General features: G+C 62.5%; 16 protein-coding genes. 1 reads left to right on the top strand and 15 read right to left on the bottom strand.

Annotated features, from left to right (window positions below; all coding sequences use genetic code 11):
• Window positions 1-136: 136 nt before the first annotated feature.
• The 15 genes from CEY08_RS13995 to flgB form a co-directional block, all read right to left on the bottom strand.
• The gene (locus tag CEY08_RS13995; RefSeq protein WP_042793291.1) at window positions 137-1,867 is read right to left on the bottom strand and encodes a methyl-accepting chemotaxis protein; all 1,731 of its coding nucleotides are present in this window, start codon (window positions 1,865-1,867) and stop codon (window positions 137-139) included.
• Window positions 1,868-2,006: 139 nt separating this feature from the next.
• Window positions 2,007-2,474 (bottom strand): hypothetical protein, encoded by a 468-nt coding sequence (locus CEY08_RS14000; RefSeq protein ID WP_076813059.1) that lies wholly within the window; start codon window positions 2,472-2,474, stop codon window positions 2,007-2,009.
• A gap of 29 nt (window positions 2,475-2,503) precedes the next feature.
• Complete coding sequence (locus tag CEY08_RS14005) at window positions 2,504-4,363, bottom strand: methyl-accepting chemotaxis protein (protein ID WP_076813055.1); 1,860 nt, start codon at window positions 4,361-4,363, stop codon at window positions 2,504-2,506.
• Window positions 4,364-4,459: 96 nt separating this feature from the next.
• Window positions 4,460-6,337 (bottom strand): methyl-accepting chemotaxis protein, encoded by a 1,878-nt coding sequence (locus tag CEY08_RS14010; RefSeq protein ID WP_076813051.1) that lies wholly within the window; start codon window positions 6,335-6,337, stop codon window positions 4,460-4,462.
• Window positions 6,338-6,478: 141 nt separating this feature from the next.
• Complete coding sequence (gene flgL / locus CEY08_RS14015; protein WP_076813048.1) at window positions 6,479-7,723, bottom strand: flagellar hook-associated protein FlgL; 1,245 nt, start codon at window positions 7,721-7,723, stop codon at window positions 6,479-6,481.
• 47 nt (window positions 7,724-7,770) lie between these two features.
• Entirely contained in the window at window positions 7,771-9,438 is a 1,668-nt protein-coding gene (gene flgK, locus CEY08_RS14020) for a flagellar hook-associated protein FlgK (protein WP_063959824.1), read from the bottom strand.
• Window positions 9,439-9,511: 73 nt separating this feature from the next.
• Window positions 9,512-10,489, bottom strand: coding sequence for a flagellar assembly peptidoglycan hydrolase FlgJ (flgJ, locus tag CEY08_RS14025; protein WP_076813044.1), 978 nt, complete (start codon window positions 10,487-10,489; stop codon window positions 9,512-9,514).
• 5 nt (window positions 10,490-10,494) lie between these two features.
• Window positions 10,495-11,622 (bottom strand): flagellar basal body P-ring protein FlgI, encoded by a 1,128-nt coding sequence (locus CEY08_RS14030; RefSeq protein WP_063642533.1) that lies wholly within the window; start codon window positions 11,620-11,622, stop codon window positions 10,495-10,497.
• A gap of 1 nt (window position 11,623) precedes the next feature.
• Window positions 11,624-12,313 (bottom strand): flagellar basal body L-ring protein FlgH, encoded by a 690-nt coding sequence (locus tag CEY08_RS14035; RefSeq protein ID WP_063642534.1) that lies wholly within the window; start codon window positions 12,311-12,313, stop codon window positions 11,624-11,626.
• On the bottom strand, window positions 12,313-13,098 hold the full coding sequence (gene flgG / locus CEY08_RS14040) for a flagellar basal-body rod protein FlgG (RefSeq protein WP_042793282.1): 786 nt from the start codon (window positions 13,096-13,098) through the stop codon (window positions 12,313-12,315). Before flgG ends, CEY08_RS14035 begins: the two co-directional genes overlap by 1 nt.
• Before the next feature lie 66 nt (window positions 13,099-13,164).
• The gene (locus CEY08_RS14045; RefSeq protein ID WP_063642535.1) at window positions 13,165-13,929 is read right to left on the bottom strand and encodes a flagellar basal body rod protein FlgF; all 765 of its coding nucleotides are present in this window, start codon (window positions 13,927-13,929) and stop codon (window positions 13,165-13,167) included.
• A 155-nt stretch (window positions 13,930-14,084) separates the two neighbouring features.
• A complete protein-coding gene (locus tag CEY08_RS14050; protein WP_076813040.1) occupies window positions 14,085-15,560 on the bottom strand; it encodes a flagellar hook-basal body complex protein in 1,476 nt (491 codons plus the stop codon).
• Window positions 15,561-15,634: 74 nt separating this feature from the next.
• Window positions 15,635-16,333 (bottom strand): flagellar hook capping FlgD N-terminal domain-containing protein, encoded by a 699-nt coding sequence (locus tag CEY08_RS14055; protein WP_042793279.1) that lies wholly within the window; start codon window positions 16,331-16,333, stop codon window positions 15,635-15,637.
• 20 nt (window positions 16,334-16,353) lie between these two features.
• Window positions 16,354-16,773 carry a flagellar basal body rod protein FlgC gene (flgC, locus tag CEY08_RS14060; RefSeq protein WP_063642537.1) on the bottom strand — a complete coding sequence of 140 codons (420 nt, stop codon included), beginning with the start codon at window positions 16,771-16,773 and terminating at the stop codon, window positions 16,354-16,356.
• A 23-nt stretch (window positions 16,774-16,796) separates the two neighbouring features.
• Window positions 16,797-17,204, bottom strand: a complete 408-nt coding sequence (flgB, locus tag CEY08_RS14065; RefSeq protein ID WP_042793278.1) for a flagellar basal body rod protein FlgB — start codon at window positions 17,202-17,204, stop codon at window positions 16,797-16,799.
• 175 nt (window positions 17,205-17,379) lie between these two features.
• Here flgB and flgA point away from each other — a divergent pair, with 175 nt between their 5' ends.
• Window positions 17,380-18,093, top strand: coding sequence for a flagellar basal body P-ring formation chaperone FlgA (gene flgA, locus CEY08_RS14070; RefSeq protein ID WP_076813036.1), 714 nt, complete (start codon window positions 17,380-17,382; stop codon window positions 18,091-18,093).
• Window positions 18,094-18,164 lie beyond the last annotated feature (71 nt).

Raw genomic sequence — 18,164 nt, forward strand, 5'->3', positions numbered from 1 at the left:
CGTTATTGTTTTTAACGACCACATTTTCGAAAACTTAACGTGCGCACGATCGTGGCACGCGTGGCGCCGCAAAGCGCAGGGCCGCGGCCGCGCATAGGCGCGGCCGCGGTCCCATGGCAGGTCTCAGCTTGCGGCGTTATGCCTGCGTCAGCGTGGGCGCGGCGTAACCGGACAACTGATGCGCGGGGACTTCGATGACTTCGCCCGCGTTGATCTTGAACACGGCCACCGCTTCGGCCAGCCGCTGCGCCTGCTCCTGCAGGGAACCAGCAGCCGCGGCCGCCTCTTCCACCAGCGCCGCGTTCTGCTGCGTCACTTCATCCATCTGCGACACGGCACGGTTGACCTGATCAATACCGCTGGACTGCTCCTCGGACGCGGCCGAGATCTCACCCATGATGTCCGTCACCCGCTTCACCGAGGCCACGATTTCCTGCATGGTTGCGCCAGCGCGCTCGACCTGTTGCGAACCCGCGCCTACCTTGGTGACGGAATCCTCGATCAGCCCCTTGATTTCCTTGGCCGCCTGGGCGCTGCGCTGTGCCAGCGAACGGACCTCGCCCGCCACCACCGCAAAGCCCTTGCCCTGCTCGCCCGCGCGCGCCGCTTCCACTGCGGCATTGAGCGCCAGGATGTTGGTCTGGAAGGCAATGCCATCGATGACCGACACGATCTCGGAAATCTTGCGCGAGCTGGCGGAAATGCCTTGCATCGTGCTTACCACTTCCGACACTGCCGAGCCGCCACGCTCCGCCACGTCCGAAGCGCTTGCGGCCAGTTGATTGGCCTGGCGGGCATTGTCGGCATTCTGCTTCACCGTGGAAGCCAGCTCTTCCATCGACGCCGCGGTTTCTTCCAACGAGGCGGCCTGCTCTTCGGTACGGCTGGACAGGTCCGTATTGCCTGCGGAAATCTCGCTCGAACCGACGGTGATCTCGTCCACGCCGCGACGCACCGCCGATACGGTGCGCGTCAGGCTCTCCTGCATGCGCTTGAGAGCGGCAAAGAGCTGACCGATTTCGTTGTGCGAACGCACTTCAACGCGGCTGGTCAGGTCTCCGGCGGCAATCTTGTCGAAATGCTGGCCAGCCTCTACCAAGGGGCGCACCACCAGACGACCAAACACCAGACGGGCAAGAATCATCAACAGCACCGCCAGGCCGACAGCGACGCCCACCGCCACCATGGCGAGGTTGAAATTGGCTTCAGCTTCGTCAATCGTGGCTTGCTGTTGATCGCCGATGTACTTGCCGAACTCACTAATCGCTTCGATGAATGCGGCGCTTCGCGGCGTGCCGTACTCGTTGTTCACCATGTAGAAGGTGGAATAGTCTTCGCTGCGCAACGCCTCGACCATGGTATCCACGCCATCATCGATGTAAGAGCGATAGCGGCGCACCAGGTTCATCGACAGCTGGCGACCCGTGTCGTCCTGCAGCATGTTCTTCTGGAAATCGGCGAAGCGGCTACGCACCCCGGTCAGCAGGTCGGTTGCCCCTTTCAGTGCCGCGGCCGCATCCCGGGCCGAGTTCTCCCCGCTGCCCCAGCCGGATTCCTGCAGGTGGCGCGCCGCAACCATCAACGCAACGCGCGCGCGCAGCATGTCGCTATTGATCACCTCGACCTGCTTGGAACGCTCGGTCAGCGCATTGACCTCGCGGATCGACTCATAATTGCTCTGCAGGAAATATGCGGCCAGGCCGCCAACCGCCGCGATCAATACCGCAAAAAACGCCATGACCCACAGCAGCATCGTGCCGACGCGGGCATCGCGCAACCGCAGCTTGCGCTTTACCTTGGGCGCGCGCGCGGCCTTCTTCTTGCCGACCTTGCCGGATTTCGCACCGGATTCGAGACTCGCTTCCATATTATTTCCCCATCCCTCAGGAACTACTTTGACCAAATGAAAAACCACCCGGTGGACATGCCTTGTTACACAGAGCATGCACTCCGGGCGACGTACATCGCGGCGCGCGCCGCGATGCTCCCCGCTGGACTACAGGGCCTTACTTGCCCTGAGGCTGCAACCCGGTCGGTTCACCCGGACCCGGAATGTAGATGGTCTGCACCTCGGGCGCCGCTGCGGGCGGCACCCACTCCTGACGCATGTCAGGAGCAGGCGCGGGTCCCAGCAGCTTCTGGCGTTCCCAGGGTTCCAGCAAGATATTGGTGCTATCGACGAGGCGCAGCAGACGGCCGTCCTGGCCGAACTGCAACAGCGCTTCCTTGCGGCTGTACAAGCCGTCGGCGACGAATGTGATTTTGTAGGCCCAGAGCGCGAGGGTCGTGCCGTCGGTCTGCTTATAGAGTTTGTCGGGCGGCGCGGTGAGCGCGCGCGAAGCCTCTTCCAGCGTCGTCTGCCCCGGAGTCAGCGTCGACAGCTTGTCCGGGTCGAAGTTGTGCCCCGCCGCCGCGCAGGCGGCCAAAAGCACCGCAATCGCGGCCGCAGCCAGAAGATGTATATAACCTCGCATACCCTACCCATTTACCGGCCAGGCCGGTGTCAGAAAGATTCCCAATCGTCATCCGAGGGCGCAGCCCTGCGGCTGGATGCCGCGGCAGGCTTGATCTCCGGCGTGGCCACGGCACGCATCGCGGGACGGCGCAGCGGCCTTGCGGCCGTCGCGCCTTCGGCCGATGCCGGCTTGGCGCGCGTGGAGTGCGTCAAACGTACGGCGGGCGCGGCCTTTGCATCCGCAGAGGGCGCTTCCGGCTGCGCGGCAGGCGTCGCCGGAGCCATCGGAGCGGCCACGCGCGGCGCGGGGCGCCGGCCAGCAAGTTGATGTGCGGGGACTTCGATCACTTCGCCCGCGTTGATCTTGAACACCGCCACCGCTTCGGCCAGGCGTTCCGCCTGTTCCTGCAGGGAACCTGCAGCGGCAGCCGCCTCTTCCACCAGCGCTGCGTTCTGCTGTGTTACCTCGTCCATCTGCGACACGGCGCGGTTGACCTGATCGATGCCGCTGGACTGCTCCTCGGACGCAGCCGAAATCTCGCCCATGATGTCCGTCACGCGCTTCACCGATGCCACGATCTCCTGCATGGTGGCCCCGGCACGCTCGACCTGCTGCGAGCCCGCCCCGACCTTGGCAACGGAGTCCTCGATCAGGCCCTTGATTTCCTTGGCCGCCTGCGCGCTGCGCTGCGCCAGCGAGCGAACTTCGCCCGCCACGACCGCAAAGCCCTTGCCCTGCTCACCCGCGCGCGCCGCTTCCACCGCGGCATTCAGCGCGAGGATGTTGGTCTGGAACGCAATGCCATCGATGACCGAGACAATCTCGGAAATCTTGCGCGAGCTGGCCGATATCTCCTGCATCGTATCGACCACTTCGGACACTGCCGAACCGCCACGCTCGGCCACGTCCGACGCGCTGGCCGCCAATTGATTGGCTTGGCGGGCGTTGTCGGCATTCTGCTTCACCGTCGAGGCCAACTGCTCCATCGATGCCGCCGTCTCTTCCAGCGAAGCCGCTTGCTCTTCCGTGCGGCTGGACAAATCCGTGTTGCCCGCAGAGATCTCGCGCGAGCCCACGTTGATTTCGTCCACGCCGCGACGCACCGCCGATACGGTGCGCGTCAGGCTTTCCTGCATGCGTTTGACCGCCGCCATCAGCGTGCCGATTTCGTTGGTGGAGCTCACCTCGACACGGACGGTCAGGTCGCCGCCGGCAATCTTGTCGAAACTCTCGCTGACCGCGCGCAAGGGACGCAGGACCACGCGATTCATGAACAGGAACGCTGCCAGCCACACCGCGACGATCACCACCGCCAGCACGGCATACACGACCGCCATTGTGGCCGCCTGCGAGCGGGCAGACGACACCATCTCTTCGCTATAAGAGGTAATACCCTGTGCGAACTCGGTCAGTTGTTTGGAAAATGCACCGCTTGCGGCACCGGCCCGCGTGTTCTTCAGGTCCAGGTAGGCAGCCGAATCGCCCTTGTCCAGCGCGGACATCATGGCTTGCAGCGCATCGGCAAAGCCGTTGAAAGACGAAATAAGGTCGCCTTCCGTGGTCTTGCCCAGCGCCGTGGTCTTCGGAATGGCCTTGAAGGTTTCCATCTTCTTCTTGGCGTCGGCAACCAGTTGCTGCACCGTGCGCGTGTTCTCGCTGGCGCCGCTGGCGTCACCAGTGGCGCGTTGCGCAGCGGCAATGTCAGCGCGTATGGTGGCGCGCAGCATCTGCGTATACGCGTCCTTGATCAGGGTGGCCTGCTGGACGCTCAGAGTGTCCAAAGCGTTGATCGCCTCGGCATTGGACCGCATGCTGTTCCACCCGAGGACGATGGCGACAAGCGCCGCCAGCGCCACAGCCAACTGAGCGAGCATCAAGCCCGTGCGCACCTTCAGATTGCTAAACATTTCTATTTTTTCCGGTAGTCGTCCTGGCGGCATTCATGTGGCCAAGCCGTAAATAGGGGTAGCTTTACTGCTGTGCTGCGCTGACGGATCACGCCGTCAGAAAGACTCCCAATCGTCGTCCGACGGCGGTGGCCGTCGGCTCGCCGGCGGTGCCGCAGGTGCGGCGTCCGTGGCGCGAGCGGGTCGGCTGGCCGGCCGGCGTAGCGGACGAACCGTGGTCGCCGCTGCCGCCGCGGGTTTGGGTCGGGCAACTTGCGTCAGGCGTGGCGCCGGCGCTGCCTGTGCAACGGATTCCGCCGGCTTCGGCGATTCCGGCTTCGCGGCTTCGGCTGACGCTTGGCCAGCCGCCGTGGCAGACGGGGCCGGCATACGCGGTGCGCTGCGTTGAGCCGCCAGTTGCTGCGCCGAAACCTCGATGACTTCGCCCGCATTGATCTTGAATACGGAGACAGCCTCCGCCAGGCGTTGCGCCTGCTCCTGCAGGGAACCGGCTGCGGCAGCTGCTTCTTCCACGAGCGCCGCGTTCTGCTGGGTTACCTCGTCCATCTGGGACACGGCACGGTTGACCTGGTCGATGCCGCTGGACTGCTCCTCGGACGCGGCCGAAATCTCGCCCATGATGTCCGTCACGCGCTTCACCGATGCCACGATCTCCTGCATGGTCGACCCGGCGCGTTCCACCTGCTGTGAACCCGCGCCTACCTTGGTGACGGAGTCCTCGATCAGCCCCTTGATTTCCTTGGCCGCCTGGGCGCTGCGCTGCGCCAGCGAACGGACCTCGCCCGCCACCACTGCAAAGCCCTTGCCCTGCTCGCCCGCGCGCGCCGCTTCCACCGCGGCATTGAGCGCCAGGATGTTGGTCTGGAAGGCAATGCCATCGATGACCGACACGATCTCGGAAATCTTGCGCGAGCTGGCAGATATTTCCTGCATGGTGCTCACCACTTCCGACACCGCCGAACCACCGCGCTCGGCCACATCCGACGCGCTGGCCGCCAACTGGTTGGCCTGGCGGGCGTTGTCGGCATTCTGCTTCACCGTCGAGGCCAACTGCTCCATCGACGCCGCGGTTTCTTCCAACGAAGCAGCCTGCTGCTCGGTGCGGCTGGACAAATCGGTGTTGCCTGCGGATATCTCGCGCGAGCCCACATTGATCTCGTCCACGCCACGGCGCACCAGCGCCACAGTGCGAGTCAGGCTTTCCTGCATGCGTTTGATCGCGCCAAACAATTGACCGATTTCGTTGGTGCTACGTACCTCGATGCGACCGGTGAAATCGCCACCGGCAATTTTCTCAAAGTGATCCCCCGCTTCACGCAGCGGCCGCAGCACGGTCCGGCTGATGAAAAGCCAGCACCCGAGCGCCAGGGCCAGGGTGATCGCCAGCATCACGATGGTGACGGTGCGTGAAACGCCGTGGGCCGCTTCGGCCTGCACGACCAGTTCGTCAGTGCTGGAATCTATGTGCGCGAGCACGCCGCCTACGGCCTCACGCAGCGCCGTATTTGCAGCGCTGCCAGCATCGTTCAGATCCAGGTATTCCTGCACGGCCATGGTCGACAAGGCCGCTGCCTGACGCCTGACTACGTCGTCGAACTGTTTGTAGGCGCCTTCCAGCCTTTGGTTCAACGCCTCGGACCCTTCCAGACGCGGAGCTTTGCGGTATGCGTCCAGGGCCTTGGCGCCTTCCTGCATCAAGCCTTCAGCGCGTTTGGCCTGCGAGGTCGCCTGTTCGGTCTTTCCTTGCTGTAGGTCCATCAGGGACGTCGCCAATAGCAAGCGGCCACGCAGGAACAGGATATAGGCGCGGTTCAACTGCGATGCTTGCGTGGAGTAGGCATCGTTGACCCGTTCCAGCTTTTCATTGCTCGAGTTCAGCCCCATCCATGCAACACCATTGGATATGAACATGGCGCCCGTAAAGAGCAGCAACACCAAGACTAGACAGGTGCGGACTTTCAAGTTGACAAGCATGGAATACCTGAACGTTAAGCGATATGAAACGACTATTTCCTACCCTGCACGCACACACGGACGCCCCGGCTCCTGGCCAGCAGCGTCCGCAACGGTGCAACTATCCGCACCCAATGGCGCGTTTTTGAACTTACCGAACGACTACTTACGGCTGAAAAGACTCGATCCCTGAATGGTCATGAAAGCTGCCGAAGCCGCTTGCAACGCAACCTGGCGCAGCGCAAGCTGGCTGGCGCCCTGGAAGTAGTCCAAATCTTCCAGGTCAGACAGCGACTTAGCATAGGACAAACCCTTTTGTGTGCCGGTCGCGTCCAGCGCGTCCAATTCGTTCATGCGAGCACCAACCGACGCCTGCACCGTGAGCACGTTGTCGTAGTTGTTGGCGAACTTTTTGTTCGCGGTGGCCAACGCGTTGTTCAGCCTTGCCATCGCCACAGGGTCGCCATCATTGGGCGCATCCAGTGCGGAAATAATGCTGTCCAGCGTAGCGAACACGTCCATGTTGGCCGACTGTACGCTCTCGACCGTGATCGAGTCCCCTGCATTAGGAATGCCCTTAACCGCTACCGAAACCCCGCCGAAATCAATCACCGCCCCATCGGCATAAAGCGTGGCGGCCTGCGGCGGTGGCGGAACGACTGTGCTGCTCCCGTCAGGATTCGTCGTCGTGACTCGGTAGCCCATAGCTCCCGTCACAGCATCGGCCTCGTACTTCACTTCGAACGTCTTTCCGGCACCACCTGTTCCCGGGGTCACCGAAACAGCGCCGAACTCCGCCGAGCCAGTATTCATGTTGGACGCGGATGCGACATACGCTTGCGAGCCCGGATTGGCACGTCCAAAAATGTCCACCCCCAGATCGCTTGTGGACATCTGCCGGCTTTGATCGACCTGAATAGTGCGTTCACCGACCGAACCGCTGTAAGTAATCTGGCCAGCCGCGTTCTTGGAATATGGCATCATGCTGCCATCATTACCTGAAAACAAATACTGGCCGTTGCCGTCAGTCGTATTCGCCAAGCCCAACAGAGCGTCGCGAGTACTCTTTAACGCCGTTGATAACGTGCGGCGGTCGCTATCCGACAAGGTGCTGCCAGCTTGGATGATGCGCGTGCGCGCTTCCTGCAAGGCATTCGTCACCGCGGTGAGCGTATTGCTTTCCTGGCCCAAATTCGTATTGGCAGTTTGACGGTTCATGCCATACGTGGAATTCATGCTCTGCGTTTGCGCCACTCCGATGGCAAGCGCCGCCGCTAAAGGATCATCCGCCGGGCTTAGGTTCTTGCGCCCGCTGCCGACCTGTTCGACCAGGCGGTTCATGTCGGATTCCTGAGAGAGAACGCCTTTCAGGCCGTTCGAGTACATCATCGAGGTGCTCAGGCGCATGGTGAAGCTCCGATATTTTCTTTATTGGTCACGATTCAATAATCCGATCAGCCGCGCAGGCCCAGCAGCGTGTCGAACATGGTGCTGGCCACATCAATGATGCGGGCGCTGGCCTGGTACTGTTCTTGGTACAGCGACAAGCTGACGTACTCTTCGTTCAGATTGACGCCCGAAACGGCCTGCTGGGCTGCCAGCTTCTGCGTGATCAGATTGGCCTGCGCGGTGGCCGCGGACTTGAGTTGCTGCGTCTGAACGCCTACCGTATTTACTACCTGCCCGAACATGTCGTTCACGCTCATCGTGCCGTTGCCCAGCACCTTGCTGTTCTGCAGCTGCGCCAGCTTGAGCGCGTTCTTGCCGTTGGCGTCTCCGCCTTCCAAATCGGCCGCCGCAACCTTGTATGGATCACTGATCAACACGGTCAGGTCGCGCGCGGCATCACGTGTGGGCGCCAGCGACCACTTATCGCCGGCCTGGGGCGGCGCGCTGATGGTCAGGGTCACGCCCATTTCGCTATCAAGATTCAGGGTACCCGGCGTCCCGGTGGCCGGACCGTTGTAGACCTGAGAACCTTCGGGCATGCGCAGCACGCGGTAGTTCGTGCCATCGAACGAGACTTCGTATTCTTTGGCATTGATATTGTTCAGGTTCGTGAACTCGCCTGTGAGCGTCGCGTTGCTCTTGTTCTGGGCATTGGGCACGCCTTGAGGCGACCCGATGCCGAAGAAATCGGTGCCCGGATTGCCGTTCTGGTCCAGGCCTTGCTTGTGCTGCTCGTTGAAAGACAGCGCCAGACCGACGGCCATCTGGCCCAATTGGCTTTGCATCACGTCCAGCGACGAGGAGCGGAACTGCAACAGGCCACCTAGCGAACCTCCAGTGACTTCCGCGTCATTCAATTCCACCGCGACCGTCTTGCCCGAACCCGCGGGCAGCGTATAGGCAATGGCCGTGCGGCCAGCATCCTTGGCGGACGCAACTGCCTGCAGCGGATAGATGGTATTGCCCGACAGCAGCGCCTGGCCGCCGTTGGCGAGCGAAATATTGATCTTGTCGCCCTGCTCGTAGGTGGTGATGCCTACCAGCTGGTTCAGCTCCATGACCGCCTGGTCGCGCTGATCAAGCAAATCGTTCGGGGGGCTGCCACCCGCCTTGCCCGTTGCCAGCGAGATCTGCTGATTCAGGTCGTCGATCCGGGACAGGTAGCTGTTGACCTGCTCAACCGTCGTGGTGATCTGCGTGTTCAGGCCAATGCGCTGATTCTGCATTTCCGTGTAGGCGGAGCGAATCTGGGTAGCAAGGCTGTTGGCCTTGCCCAGCAGATCCTGGCGCGCTGCGGGGTCGGCGGGTTTGCTAGCCACCGCATTCATGCTGGTGAAGAAGTTGGTCAGGCCCGGGGCAATGCCCACCGTGCGATCCGCGAACAGGTTGTTGATCGCCGAAACCTGGTCGTACTGCGTCTGGAGTTGAGCGCCGCTGCCTTGCGCACCGACCAGTTGCTTGTACAGGAAACTGTCGTAGCTGCGCACGACCGTGTCGACCTGCACGCCACGACCAATGTAGCCGTTGCTGGTAGCCTGAGCGCCAGCCGTGGAAACCATGACGCGCTGGCGGTTGTAACCGACCGTGGTGGCATTGTTGATATTGTGGCTGGTGGTGGCCAGCCCTGCCTGAGCGGCGTTCAGCCCGCCCAGCGCCAATTTATACATATTCATGCTGACAATGCCCCGTATTTAACCGCAACTGATATACCTGGATACTCCATTAACGGCAGGAGATAGTCCGAATTTAGAGTCCTTCCAACATCTGGCGAGAAATTTCCACGTTGGACGCCGCCCCGCGCAATTGGCTCATGACGCCGATCAGTTTCTGCGCATACTTGGGGTCCGTCGCATAGCCGGCGTCCTGGATCCTGCGCGCCGCCTCGATCTCGTTGCGGGCTTGCGTGACAGCTTCGTAGCGCGGGCTGTTGCCGATCAGGCGCGCATAGTCGGCGAAGGATTCCTCATAGGATGCATAGGCCCGGAACGGTTGCGTCACCTTTTTCGCGACACCGTCCTCGTACTCGGTGGTAAGGACGTTGACGACCCTGCCCTTCCAGCTGGCCCCAGCCTTGATGCCGAACAGGTTGTAGCTGGTGCTGCCGTCCTCATGTTTGATCTCGCGTTTGCCCCAACCCGATTCCAATGCCGCCTGGCCCATGATCAGGCGCGCGGGCACGCCGCTTTGTTGCGATGCCAGATTGGCAGCGCGCGACATCTTGGATACGAACGCGACGACATGATCCGGTGCGCCTTCCGCCGCGGCCAAAGCCCGGCTTTGGGCGCTGTTATTGCGCATCACGTTCAACAATGCAGAGACTTCACGCGAGCCGGCCGAACGGAAATCAAGATCCGCGCCCTCGCCCAGACGCTTGACCGTGTCTGCCCCGAGATCGCCCGGCTTGCCTTGCTGCATCTGCGCCAAAATGGCGCCGGACAGCCCAATGCCAGGCGATGCAAGATGCAGCGCAAGTTGCTCGTCCGCCATGGATTGCAGCATCTGCGTCTGCTGCGAATCGAACAGCCCTTCTTTGGGCGTGGCCTCGCGCATGCGCTTGACCATCATCTGCAGGAACAGGGCCTCGAACTGCTTGGCCACCTGCTTCTGCTGCTCGGTACCTTCGGGGTCCTTCTTGACGTCGCGTTTCAGGTCCGACAGGCGACCCATGTCAAAGACCGAATCCTGGCGGCTGGCGCCCCGCGCCGCATCGTTGGTGTACGCCATGGCCGTCAGATGATTTCCAATTCGGCGCGCAGCGCGCCGGCGGTCTTCATGGCCTGGAGGATCGCCAATAGATCCTGCGGCGTCGCGCCCAGGGCGTTCAGGCCCTTGACCACATCGGCGAGATTGGCGCTGGTACTCACCCGCTGCAAGGACCCGTTATCCTGACGCACCTCGATCTGGGTATTGGGCACCACCACCGTCTGCCCTTCCGTGAAAGGCGTGTCAGGCTGCGACACCTGGTTCTGGCGGTTGATGATGACCGAAAGGTTGCCGTGCGCCACGGCCGCTTCTTCGATCATGACCGTGCGATTCATGACCACCGAACCGGTGCGCGCATTGATGATGACCTTGGCCACCGTGGGCGCACGCGCCACCTGCAGGTCTTCCACTTGCGACAGGAAGCGCGCCTGCGAGGCCTGTTCCATGGGCGTGCGCACCTGCACCACCCGGCCGTCCAACGCGGTCGCGGTGCCTTGGCCAAACTTGCGATTCAGCGCCGCGACGACATTCTGCGCGGTGCCGAAATCCGTGTTGTTCAGTTCCACATAAATGTAGCCATCGCGCGAGAACGTCGTGGGCACACCGCGCTCCACGATGGCGCCCGCACTGATGCGACCGCCGTTCAACTGGTTGATCTGCACACTGGAACCGCCGGCCGAAGCGCCTGCACCGCCCACCAGGATATTGCCCTGGGCGATGGCGTACACCTGGCTGTCGGCCCCCTTGAGCGGCGTCATCAGCAGCGTGCCGCCGCGCAGGCTCTTGGCGTTGCCCATGGAAGACACGACCACGTCCAGCGTCTGGCCCGGGCGAGCGAATGCCGGCAAGGTGGTGGTGACCATGACGGCCGCCACGTTCTTCAGCTGCATATTGCTGCCCGCGGGCACCGTGATACCCAGCTGCGACAGCATATTGGTCAAGCTTTGCTGCGTGAACGGCGTCTGGCGCACTTGGTCGCCGCTGCCGTCCAGGCCCACGACCAGCCCATAGCCGATCAGTTGGTTGCCCCGCACGCCCTGGATCGAGGCCAGGTCCTTGAGCCGCTCGGCCTGAGCAGCCCCGGCGGCGCCCAGCAGGCTGGCGGCGACGCAGACGCGTGCCAACATACGAAAGAGGAAAGCGGAGTGTTTCATTTCAGAAGGGCGAAGCGATCAGGAAGAAGCGTTGCAGCCAGCCCATGGTCTGGACTTCGTCCATGACGCCTTTGCTGCGGTATTCGATGCGCGCGTCGGCCACCTGCGTCGACGACACGGTATTCGTGCCGGTGATCGAGCGCGGATCCACCACCCCGGAAAAGCGCACGAACTCGCTGCCTCGGTTGATGGCTATCTGCTTTTCGCCCGCGACCTGCAGATTGCCGTTGGACATCACCCCTACCACCGTGGTGGTGATGGTGCCAGTGAAGGCGTTGTTTGCGGTGCTGTCGCCCTTGCCCTGGGACACATTGCCGCCTTTGGCGTCGGTGTTCAGGTTGGCGTTGGCCCAGCTGTCCATGAAGGACGGCGCCGCAGCGATGCCCAGACTGGCGCTGCCGCTGCGATTGGTGTTCGTTGCGACGTTCTTCGAGGCGTTCGTCTTCTCGTTCAGGACGATGGTGACGATGTCTCCCACGTTGCGCGGACGGCGGTCCTCGAACAACGGATAGTTGCCGTAGGTGGTCGGCTGATAGATTGAGCCCGTGGGCTGCGCCATGGGCGTGGGCGGAGGCGGCGGCGCAGCCGTGGTCGGCCCGGTCACGATGGGCTCGGGCGGGATCATGGCGCAACCGGCCACCAGCAAAGCCAGTGCCGTACTCGATACCAGGCGCAGGACAGACATGGACATCACAGTTGGGTCAGGCGGGCCAGCATTTCGTCCGAAGTCTTGACGGCCTTGCTGTTCATTTCGTACGCGCGTTGAGTGGTGATCATGTTGACCAGCTCTTCCGCGACGTTGACGTTGGAGGTTTCCACATAGTTCTGCATGATGGAGCCCGCGCCGTCCACGCCCGGCTGGAGCAGGTTCGCAGGACCGGAAGCGTCGGTTTCCAGATACAGGTTTTCGCCTACGCTCTGCAGGCCCGTCGGGTTGATGAACGTGGCGATCTGCAATTGGCCGATCTGCACGTTAATGCCGGCGGCGCCCGGCTGCGTCACCGAGACCATGCCGTCCTTGCCGATCGTGATGGTCAGCGCGTTGTCGGGGATGTTCATGGGCGGCTGGATCACGTAGCCGCTGACCGTCGTCAACTGGCCGTTCTGGTCGCGCTGCAACGCGCCATCGCGCGTGTATGCCTGGGTACCATCCGGCAGCTCGACCTGCAGGAAACCGCGGCCGTTGATGGCGATGTCCATCTCGCTGCCGGTGTTGTTCAGGTTGCCCGTGGTGTGGATACGTTCGGTCGCGGCAACACGTGCACCGGTACCAAGTTGCAGGCCGGACGGCAGTTGGGTGGCATCACCCACCTGCGCGCCAGGTTGGCGCAGCGTCTGATACATCAGGTCCTGGAACACGGCCCGGCCACGCTTGAAGCCGTTGGTGGAAACGTTGGCCAAGTTGTTCGAAATCACGTCCATGGAGGTTTGCTGCCCCTCCAGACCCGTCTTGGCGATCCACAGCGAACGCATCATGATGAAATACTCCTGGTGGCGCGGCCCGGCCGCGCGCGAAAAATTGATCTAGGTTCAGTTGCCGTATCAGGCGCTTACCGACAGGATGCCGTTGGCGCGTTCGGCATTGCGGTCCGACTGCTGGATCACCTGCATTTGCTGCTCGAAGCGGCGCGCGTTGGCGATCATGCCGACCATCGCCGCCATGGGATTGGTATTACTGCCCTCCAACACACCCGACAACAGCCGCAGGCCGGGGTCAGCAGGGGCCGGAGGCGCCGGCTGGCCATTGACCGGGGCCAGGCGGAACACACCGTCGTCGCCATGCACCAGTTGCTCGTTGGGCGGGCTGGCCAGCTTGATCCGGCCCAGGTTCAGGATGTTGTTCGGCGCATCCCCGGCACCGATGGCGGTAATGGTGCCATCCGACGTGATCGTCAGCGCGGCCTGATCCGGCACATCGATGGGACCGCCTTGATCCGACAGCACCGGCTGCCCCAGCGACGTCTGCAGCAGGCCATTGATCCCGACCTGCAGGCTGCCCGCCCGTGTGTATGCCTCGCCTTGCGGAGTCTGAACGGCGATCCAGCCGCGTTCGCTGGACAGCGCCACGTCCAGATCCCGGCCCGTGGTCTGCATATTGCCCATCTGGAAACTGTTGCGAGGCGTGGACGCCACCGTCGAAACACGCGTGGGCAGGCTCACTCCGTCCGTGACCGGTACCGAGCGGTACAACGCGATCTGCTCGCGAAAGCCCGGCGTGTTCACGTTGGCCATGTTGTTGCTCAACGCAGCCTGATGCTCCGTGATGCGTGCCGCGCCGTTCATCGCGGTGTAGATAATCCGATCCATTTCCTATCCAGTCGCCATCGTCGTCGAACATGCTCCAAATGCACCCAAGCCAACGCTCCCACAGGAGCGAGGCGCCGCGGATCCGGCTTCGCCGGTCCGCCAGCGCGCCCCCTCGAGGTGGAAGCGCCAAGGGCGCTTCGGGGGTGGATTCACCCCTATTTCAGGTTCATCAGGACTTGCATGATTTCGTCCTGGGTCTTGATGGTCTGCGAATTGGCCTGATAGGTGCGCTGGGCGATGATCATATTCACCAGCTCCTTGCTCATATCGACGTTGGACGCCTCCGTCGCCTGGCCCACGACCTTCGACATGCCGTTGCTGCCCGGCTGCCCCAGGATGGGCTGGCCCGAGGCCGAGGTTTCGGTCCAGGCGTTGTTGCCCACGGGCTGCAGGCCCTGCAGGTTGGAGAAGTCCGCCAACACGATGGTGCCCACGACCTGGGTCTGGCCATTGGTATAGCTGGCCACCAGGCTGCCGTCACCGCCAATATTGATGCCGCTGAACTCGCCAGAGCTATAGCCGTCGGGCTTTGCCACCAACTTGTATGCGCTACCGTACTGCGTAGTGCCGGTGTAGTTCATCGCGATGTTGATGGGATCGGCAGGCGTGGTACCGCCACCCGGCGCCGCGAACGACAGGTTCACCACGGGCGCGCTGGTCATCACACCGGCCTTGTTGAAGGTGAATTGCTGCGGGTTACCCCACACGCCGCCCGCCTCCGAGGTCGGCGCCATCGCTGCGCCATCCATCGTGTAATACACGTCATAGACGCTATTGCCCGCGGCATCAGCCGGACGCTTTACAAAATACTGCATGACCTGGTGCGAATTACCCAAGGAATCGAACACGGTCATGGGCGACGCATTGGTGTAGGTCGAGCTCAGCTTGGGATCGAAAGGCTTGCCCACTTCCACCACGGCCGCGGTGTAATCGGCGAAGCCGGGAATGTTGTTCAGGGACCCGCCTCCGGTCGGGATCTGACCGGTGCCATCGATAGTGACAGTATTGGGCGCGGTGCCGTAGGTTGCTGCCGGAGGATTGCCGGGCGCCCAGACCAGCGCACCCGCGGGGGTCTTGGTAAAGGTATAGGCGGTTCCGCCCAGCGTCACGGAGCCCGGCTGCATCGGCGAGGTCTCCGTATCGACCGCATACACGACCTTGGCATTGGCGTCCAGGTTGGCCACGGTGGTACCCGACGACGTCGCCTGGGGCGCCACGTTAGCCATGGGCAGCTGAAGCTCGACCGGATTCGCGCCGACGGCGCCGGCCGGATAGCCCGTCAGGCGATAGCCCTGCGCGTTGACGATGAAATTGTTCTTGTCGACCAGGAACTCGCCATTACGGGTGTACATCACGGCGCCGCTCTGGTCAGTGACGCGGAACATGCCCTTGGCGCCGTCGATCGCGATGTCGTATTCGCCGCCTCCACCATTCACCGTACCCACGGAGAAACGCTGGCTGATGGCGGCCACTTTCACGCCCAGGCCCACGCGCGAGCTGGCGTAGACGTCGGCGAACGAAGCGGTCGACGACTTGAAGCCGACGGTGCCGGAGTTGGCGATGTTGTTGCCGATGACGTCGAGGTTCTGCGCCGCGGCATTCAAGCCGCTCAATCCTTGTCCGAAACCCATGTTTTTTCTCGCTAATCTTTAACTAGGGAAGCCGCCGCGCCTGCGCCGGCACCGATACATTGCGTACGCCTGCCTCAGGCGCCGATCACCTTGCGCACGTCCAGCATGCTGGTCTGGCCTTCCAGGCCCAGATCCAGTCGCAGGCCGTCGGTCGAGTAGGCCACGCTCTTGACCATGCCGTAGCTCAATACTTCCGCGTTCACCTTCTTGCCATCGGCGTCGGTGGCCAGGACCGAGACGGTGTAGGCGCCCGGCTCCAGCGCGACTCCGTTGTCGTTCTTGCCGTCCCAATCCAGCGTGTAAACGCCCGTCTTCTGATCCACCGTTTCAATCGTGCGCACAACCGCGCCGTTTGCGTCGGAAATGCGGATCTGGACCTTCTGCGCATCGCCCTGCAGATCCAGGCCGTAGGGAGTGACCACGCGCGCCGCGGGATCGTCGGCGTCCACCCCGACCTTGATCTTCGAACCCGGAATGAGGACACCCTTGCCAATCATGGAGACGGCGTTCATCGACTGGGACACATCGATCTGCCCGCTGATGGCGAGCATCGTGTTCTTCAGGTTGGTGATGCCTTCGACCGTGGAGATCTGCGCCAGCTGCGAGGTCAGCTCGGCGTTCTGCATCGGGTTCAGGGGATCCTGGTTCTGTAGCTGAGTCACCAGCAGTTTCAGGAACTGGTCCTGAAGGCCTTGCGCCGTGCTGCTGCTGTTTGCGCCGGTCTGGGCCAGGCCCAGGCCAGTCTTGCTGGTCGATTGATCGATAGTGGTCATGGATTCACGAGCTCGGGAAATTAGGACTGGCCGATGGTCAGCGTCTTTTGCATCAACGCCTTGGCGGTGTTGAGCACTTCGACATTCGCCTGGTATGAACGCGACGCCGCGATCATGTTCACCGTTTCGGCGACGGGATCGACGTTGGGCATGCTGACGTAGCCCTGGGCATCGGCCAGCGGGTGCTGCGGGTCGTAGACCTGCTTCAAAGGCGATTGGTCTTCAATCACGCCAGCCACGCGCACACCACCGATCTCCTGGCCGGGGGCCTGTCCGACCGGCGGATTCACCTGGAACACGACCTGGCGGGCGCGATAGGGCTGGCCGTCGGGGCCGACCACGCTGTCGGCGTTGGCCATGTTGCTGGCCGCCACGTTCATGCGCTGCGATTGCGCGCTGAGCGCCGAACCGGCGATATCAAAAATGCTCAACAAGGACATTGCCTGCCGCTCCGTTTAGAAAATCAGTCCTGAATTGCGGCCATCATGGTCCGGATGCGGCCAGACAGCATCTGCATCGTGCTTTGGTAATGCAGGGTGTTATCCGCGAATTGCACGCGCTCGATATCCATATCCACCGTGTTGCCGTCCAGGCTGGGCTGGTACGGCAGGCGGTAGAGGAGCTCCGTCGGTCCCTGCGACACGGCCTTGGCCGGGATGTGGCGGGTGGAGGTTAAGGTGAGCGAGGTATCGGGCAGGCGCTTGCTGCCTTCCATGGCGGTAGCCATGGCCGTCTTGAAATCGAAGTCTCGCGCCTTGTAGTTGGGGGTGTCGGCGTTGGCGATGTTCGACGACAGCACTTCCTGGCGTTGCGCGCGCAGTCCCAGGGACTGCTGGAAGAACCGGAAATCTTCGTTAAGCCTGTCTAGCATCGTGGCGCCTTGGTGCGTTGCAATTCGGAAAGCAAGGGACGCCGGACAGACCGTTATCCCATTGGATGACGGCATGATAGGGGCCGGGGGCTAAACACAATCAGCCAAATAACCCGTTATTTCTCATCCAATTCACGTATTGCCGAATGGAGCAGACTCCTACAATTCACCCATCATGAAAATCTCCGCTAGACGACTCCGTGCGCGCGCAGCTTGCCTGACAGCCCTGTTGCTGCCCCTGGCTGCCGCACAGGGGCAGGAAGCTGCCACCCAAGCTCCAGAGGCAATCGCCCTGGCCGCGCAGACTTACCTGCTCGACCAGTTGACCGGCTTGCCCGGACAGCCGTCGATCGCCATCGACCCGCCCCGGGTCGAGCACCTGGCACCTTGCGACGCCATGTCCCCATTTATGCCCTCAGGCATGAAACTGCGCTCGCGCATGACGGTGGGCGTGCGATGCAACGCCCCCAAACCCTGGACGACCTACGTACAGGCGACCGTGAGCGTGCCGGGCTACTACTACGTCGCGACTCGCATGATCGCCGCTGGCCAGGCCCTGACGCCTGATGATCTGACGCCTCGTGACGGCGACCTGGTCGCCTTGCCTCCAGGCGCGGTAACCGATCCGCAAATGGTGGTCGGCATGACGGCGGCACACAGAATCAATGCGGGACAACCGGTAAGGGGATCCTCGCTGCGCAATGCGCAATCCGTCGTGCGCGGCGCCAATGTCCGCATCAATGCGCGTGGCAATGGCTTCGTGGTCAGCAGCGAAGGCCAGGCGCTCGAGAATGCGGCGCCCGGCGCCACCGTACAAGTGCGGACGGCGGGCGGTCAGGTCGTCAGCGGCGTGGTGCGTAATGCCAGCCTCGTGGAAATACAGCTGTAACCGCTGTTACATGTCGTATTGCACCCTTGCGCCGCTCTCCCCTAAAGTTCCGACCGGACCTGTCGTTACAG

Source organism: Achromobacter insolitus (assembly GCF_002209555.1).
Classification (GTDB): domain Bacteria; phylum Pseudomonadota; class Gammaproteobacteria; order Burkholderiales; family Burkholderiaceae_B; genus Achromobacter; species Achromobacter insolitus.

Excerpts from the sequence above, each read along its gene's own strand:
- CEY08_RS13995 (WP_042793291.1), bottom strand. The coding sequence starts at position 1,867 with ATGGAAGCGAGTCTCGAATCCGGTGCGAAATCCGGCAAGGTCGGCAAG.
- CEY08_RS14000 (WP_076813059.1), bottom strand. The coding sequence starts at position 2,474 with ATGCGAGGTTATATACATCTTCTGGCTGCGGCCGCGATTGCGGTGCTT.
- CEY08_RS14005 (WP_076813055.1), bottom strand. The coding sequence starts at position 4,363 with ATGTTTAGCAATCTGAAGGTGCGCACGGGCTTGATGCTCGCTCAGTTG.
- CEY08_RS14010 (WP_076813051.1), bottom strand. The coding sequence starts at position 6,337 with ATGCTTGTCAACTTGAAAGTCCGCACCTGTCTAGTCTTGGTGTTGCTG.
- flgL (WP_076813048.1), bottom strand. The coding sequence starts at position 7,723 with ATGCGCCTGAGCACCTCGATGATGTACTCGAACGGCCTGAAAGGCGTT.
- flgK (WP_063959824.1), bottom strand. The coding sequence starts at position 9,438 with ATGAATATGTATAAATTGGCGCTGGGCGGGCTGAACGCCGCTCAGGCA.
- flgJ (WP_076813044.1), bottom strand. The coding sequence starts at position 10,489 with ATGGCGTACACCAACGATGCGGCGCGGGGCGCCAGCCGCCAGGATTCG.
- CEY08_RS14030 (WP_063642533.1), bottom strand. The coding sequence starts at position 11,622 with ATGAAACACTCCGCTTTCCTCTTTCGTATGTTGGCACGCGTCTGCGTC.
- CEY08_RS14035 (WP_063642534.1), bottom strand. The coding sequence starts at position 12,313 with ATGTCCATGTCTGTCCTGCGCCTGGTATCGAGTACGGCACTGGCTTTG.
- flgG (WP_042793282.1), bottom strand. The coding sequence starts at position 13,098 with ATGATGCGTTCGCTGTGGATCGCCAAGACGGGTCTGGAGGGGCAGCAA.
- CEY08_RS14045 (WP_063642535.1), bottom strand. The coding sequence starts at position 13,929 with ATGGATCGGATTATCTACACCGCGATGAACGGCGCGGCACGCATCACG.
- CEY08_RS14050 (WP_076813040.1), bottom strand. The coding sequence starts at position 15,560 with ATGGGTTTCGGACAAGGATTGAGCGGCTTGAATGCCGCGGCGCAGAAC.
- CEY08_RS14055 (WP_042793279.1), bottom strand. The coding sequence starts at position 16,333 with ATGACCACTATCGATCAATCGACCAGCAAGACTGGCCTGGGCCTGGCC.
- flgC (WP_063642537.1), bottom strand. The coding sequence starts at position 16,773 with ATGTCCTTGTTGAGCATTTTTGATATCGCCGGTTCGGCGCTCAGCGCG.
- flgB (WP_042793278.1), bottom strand. The coding sequence starts at position 17,204 with ATGCTAGACAGGCTTAACGAAGATTTCCGGTTCTTCCAGCAGTCCCTG.
- flgA (WP_076813036.1), top strand. The coding sequence starts at position 17,380 with ATGAAAATCTCCGCTAGACGACTCCGTGCGCGCGCAGCTTGCCTGACA.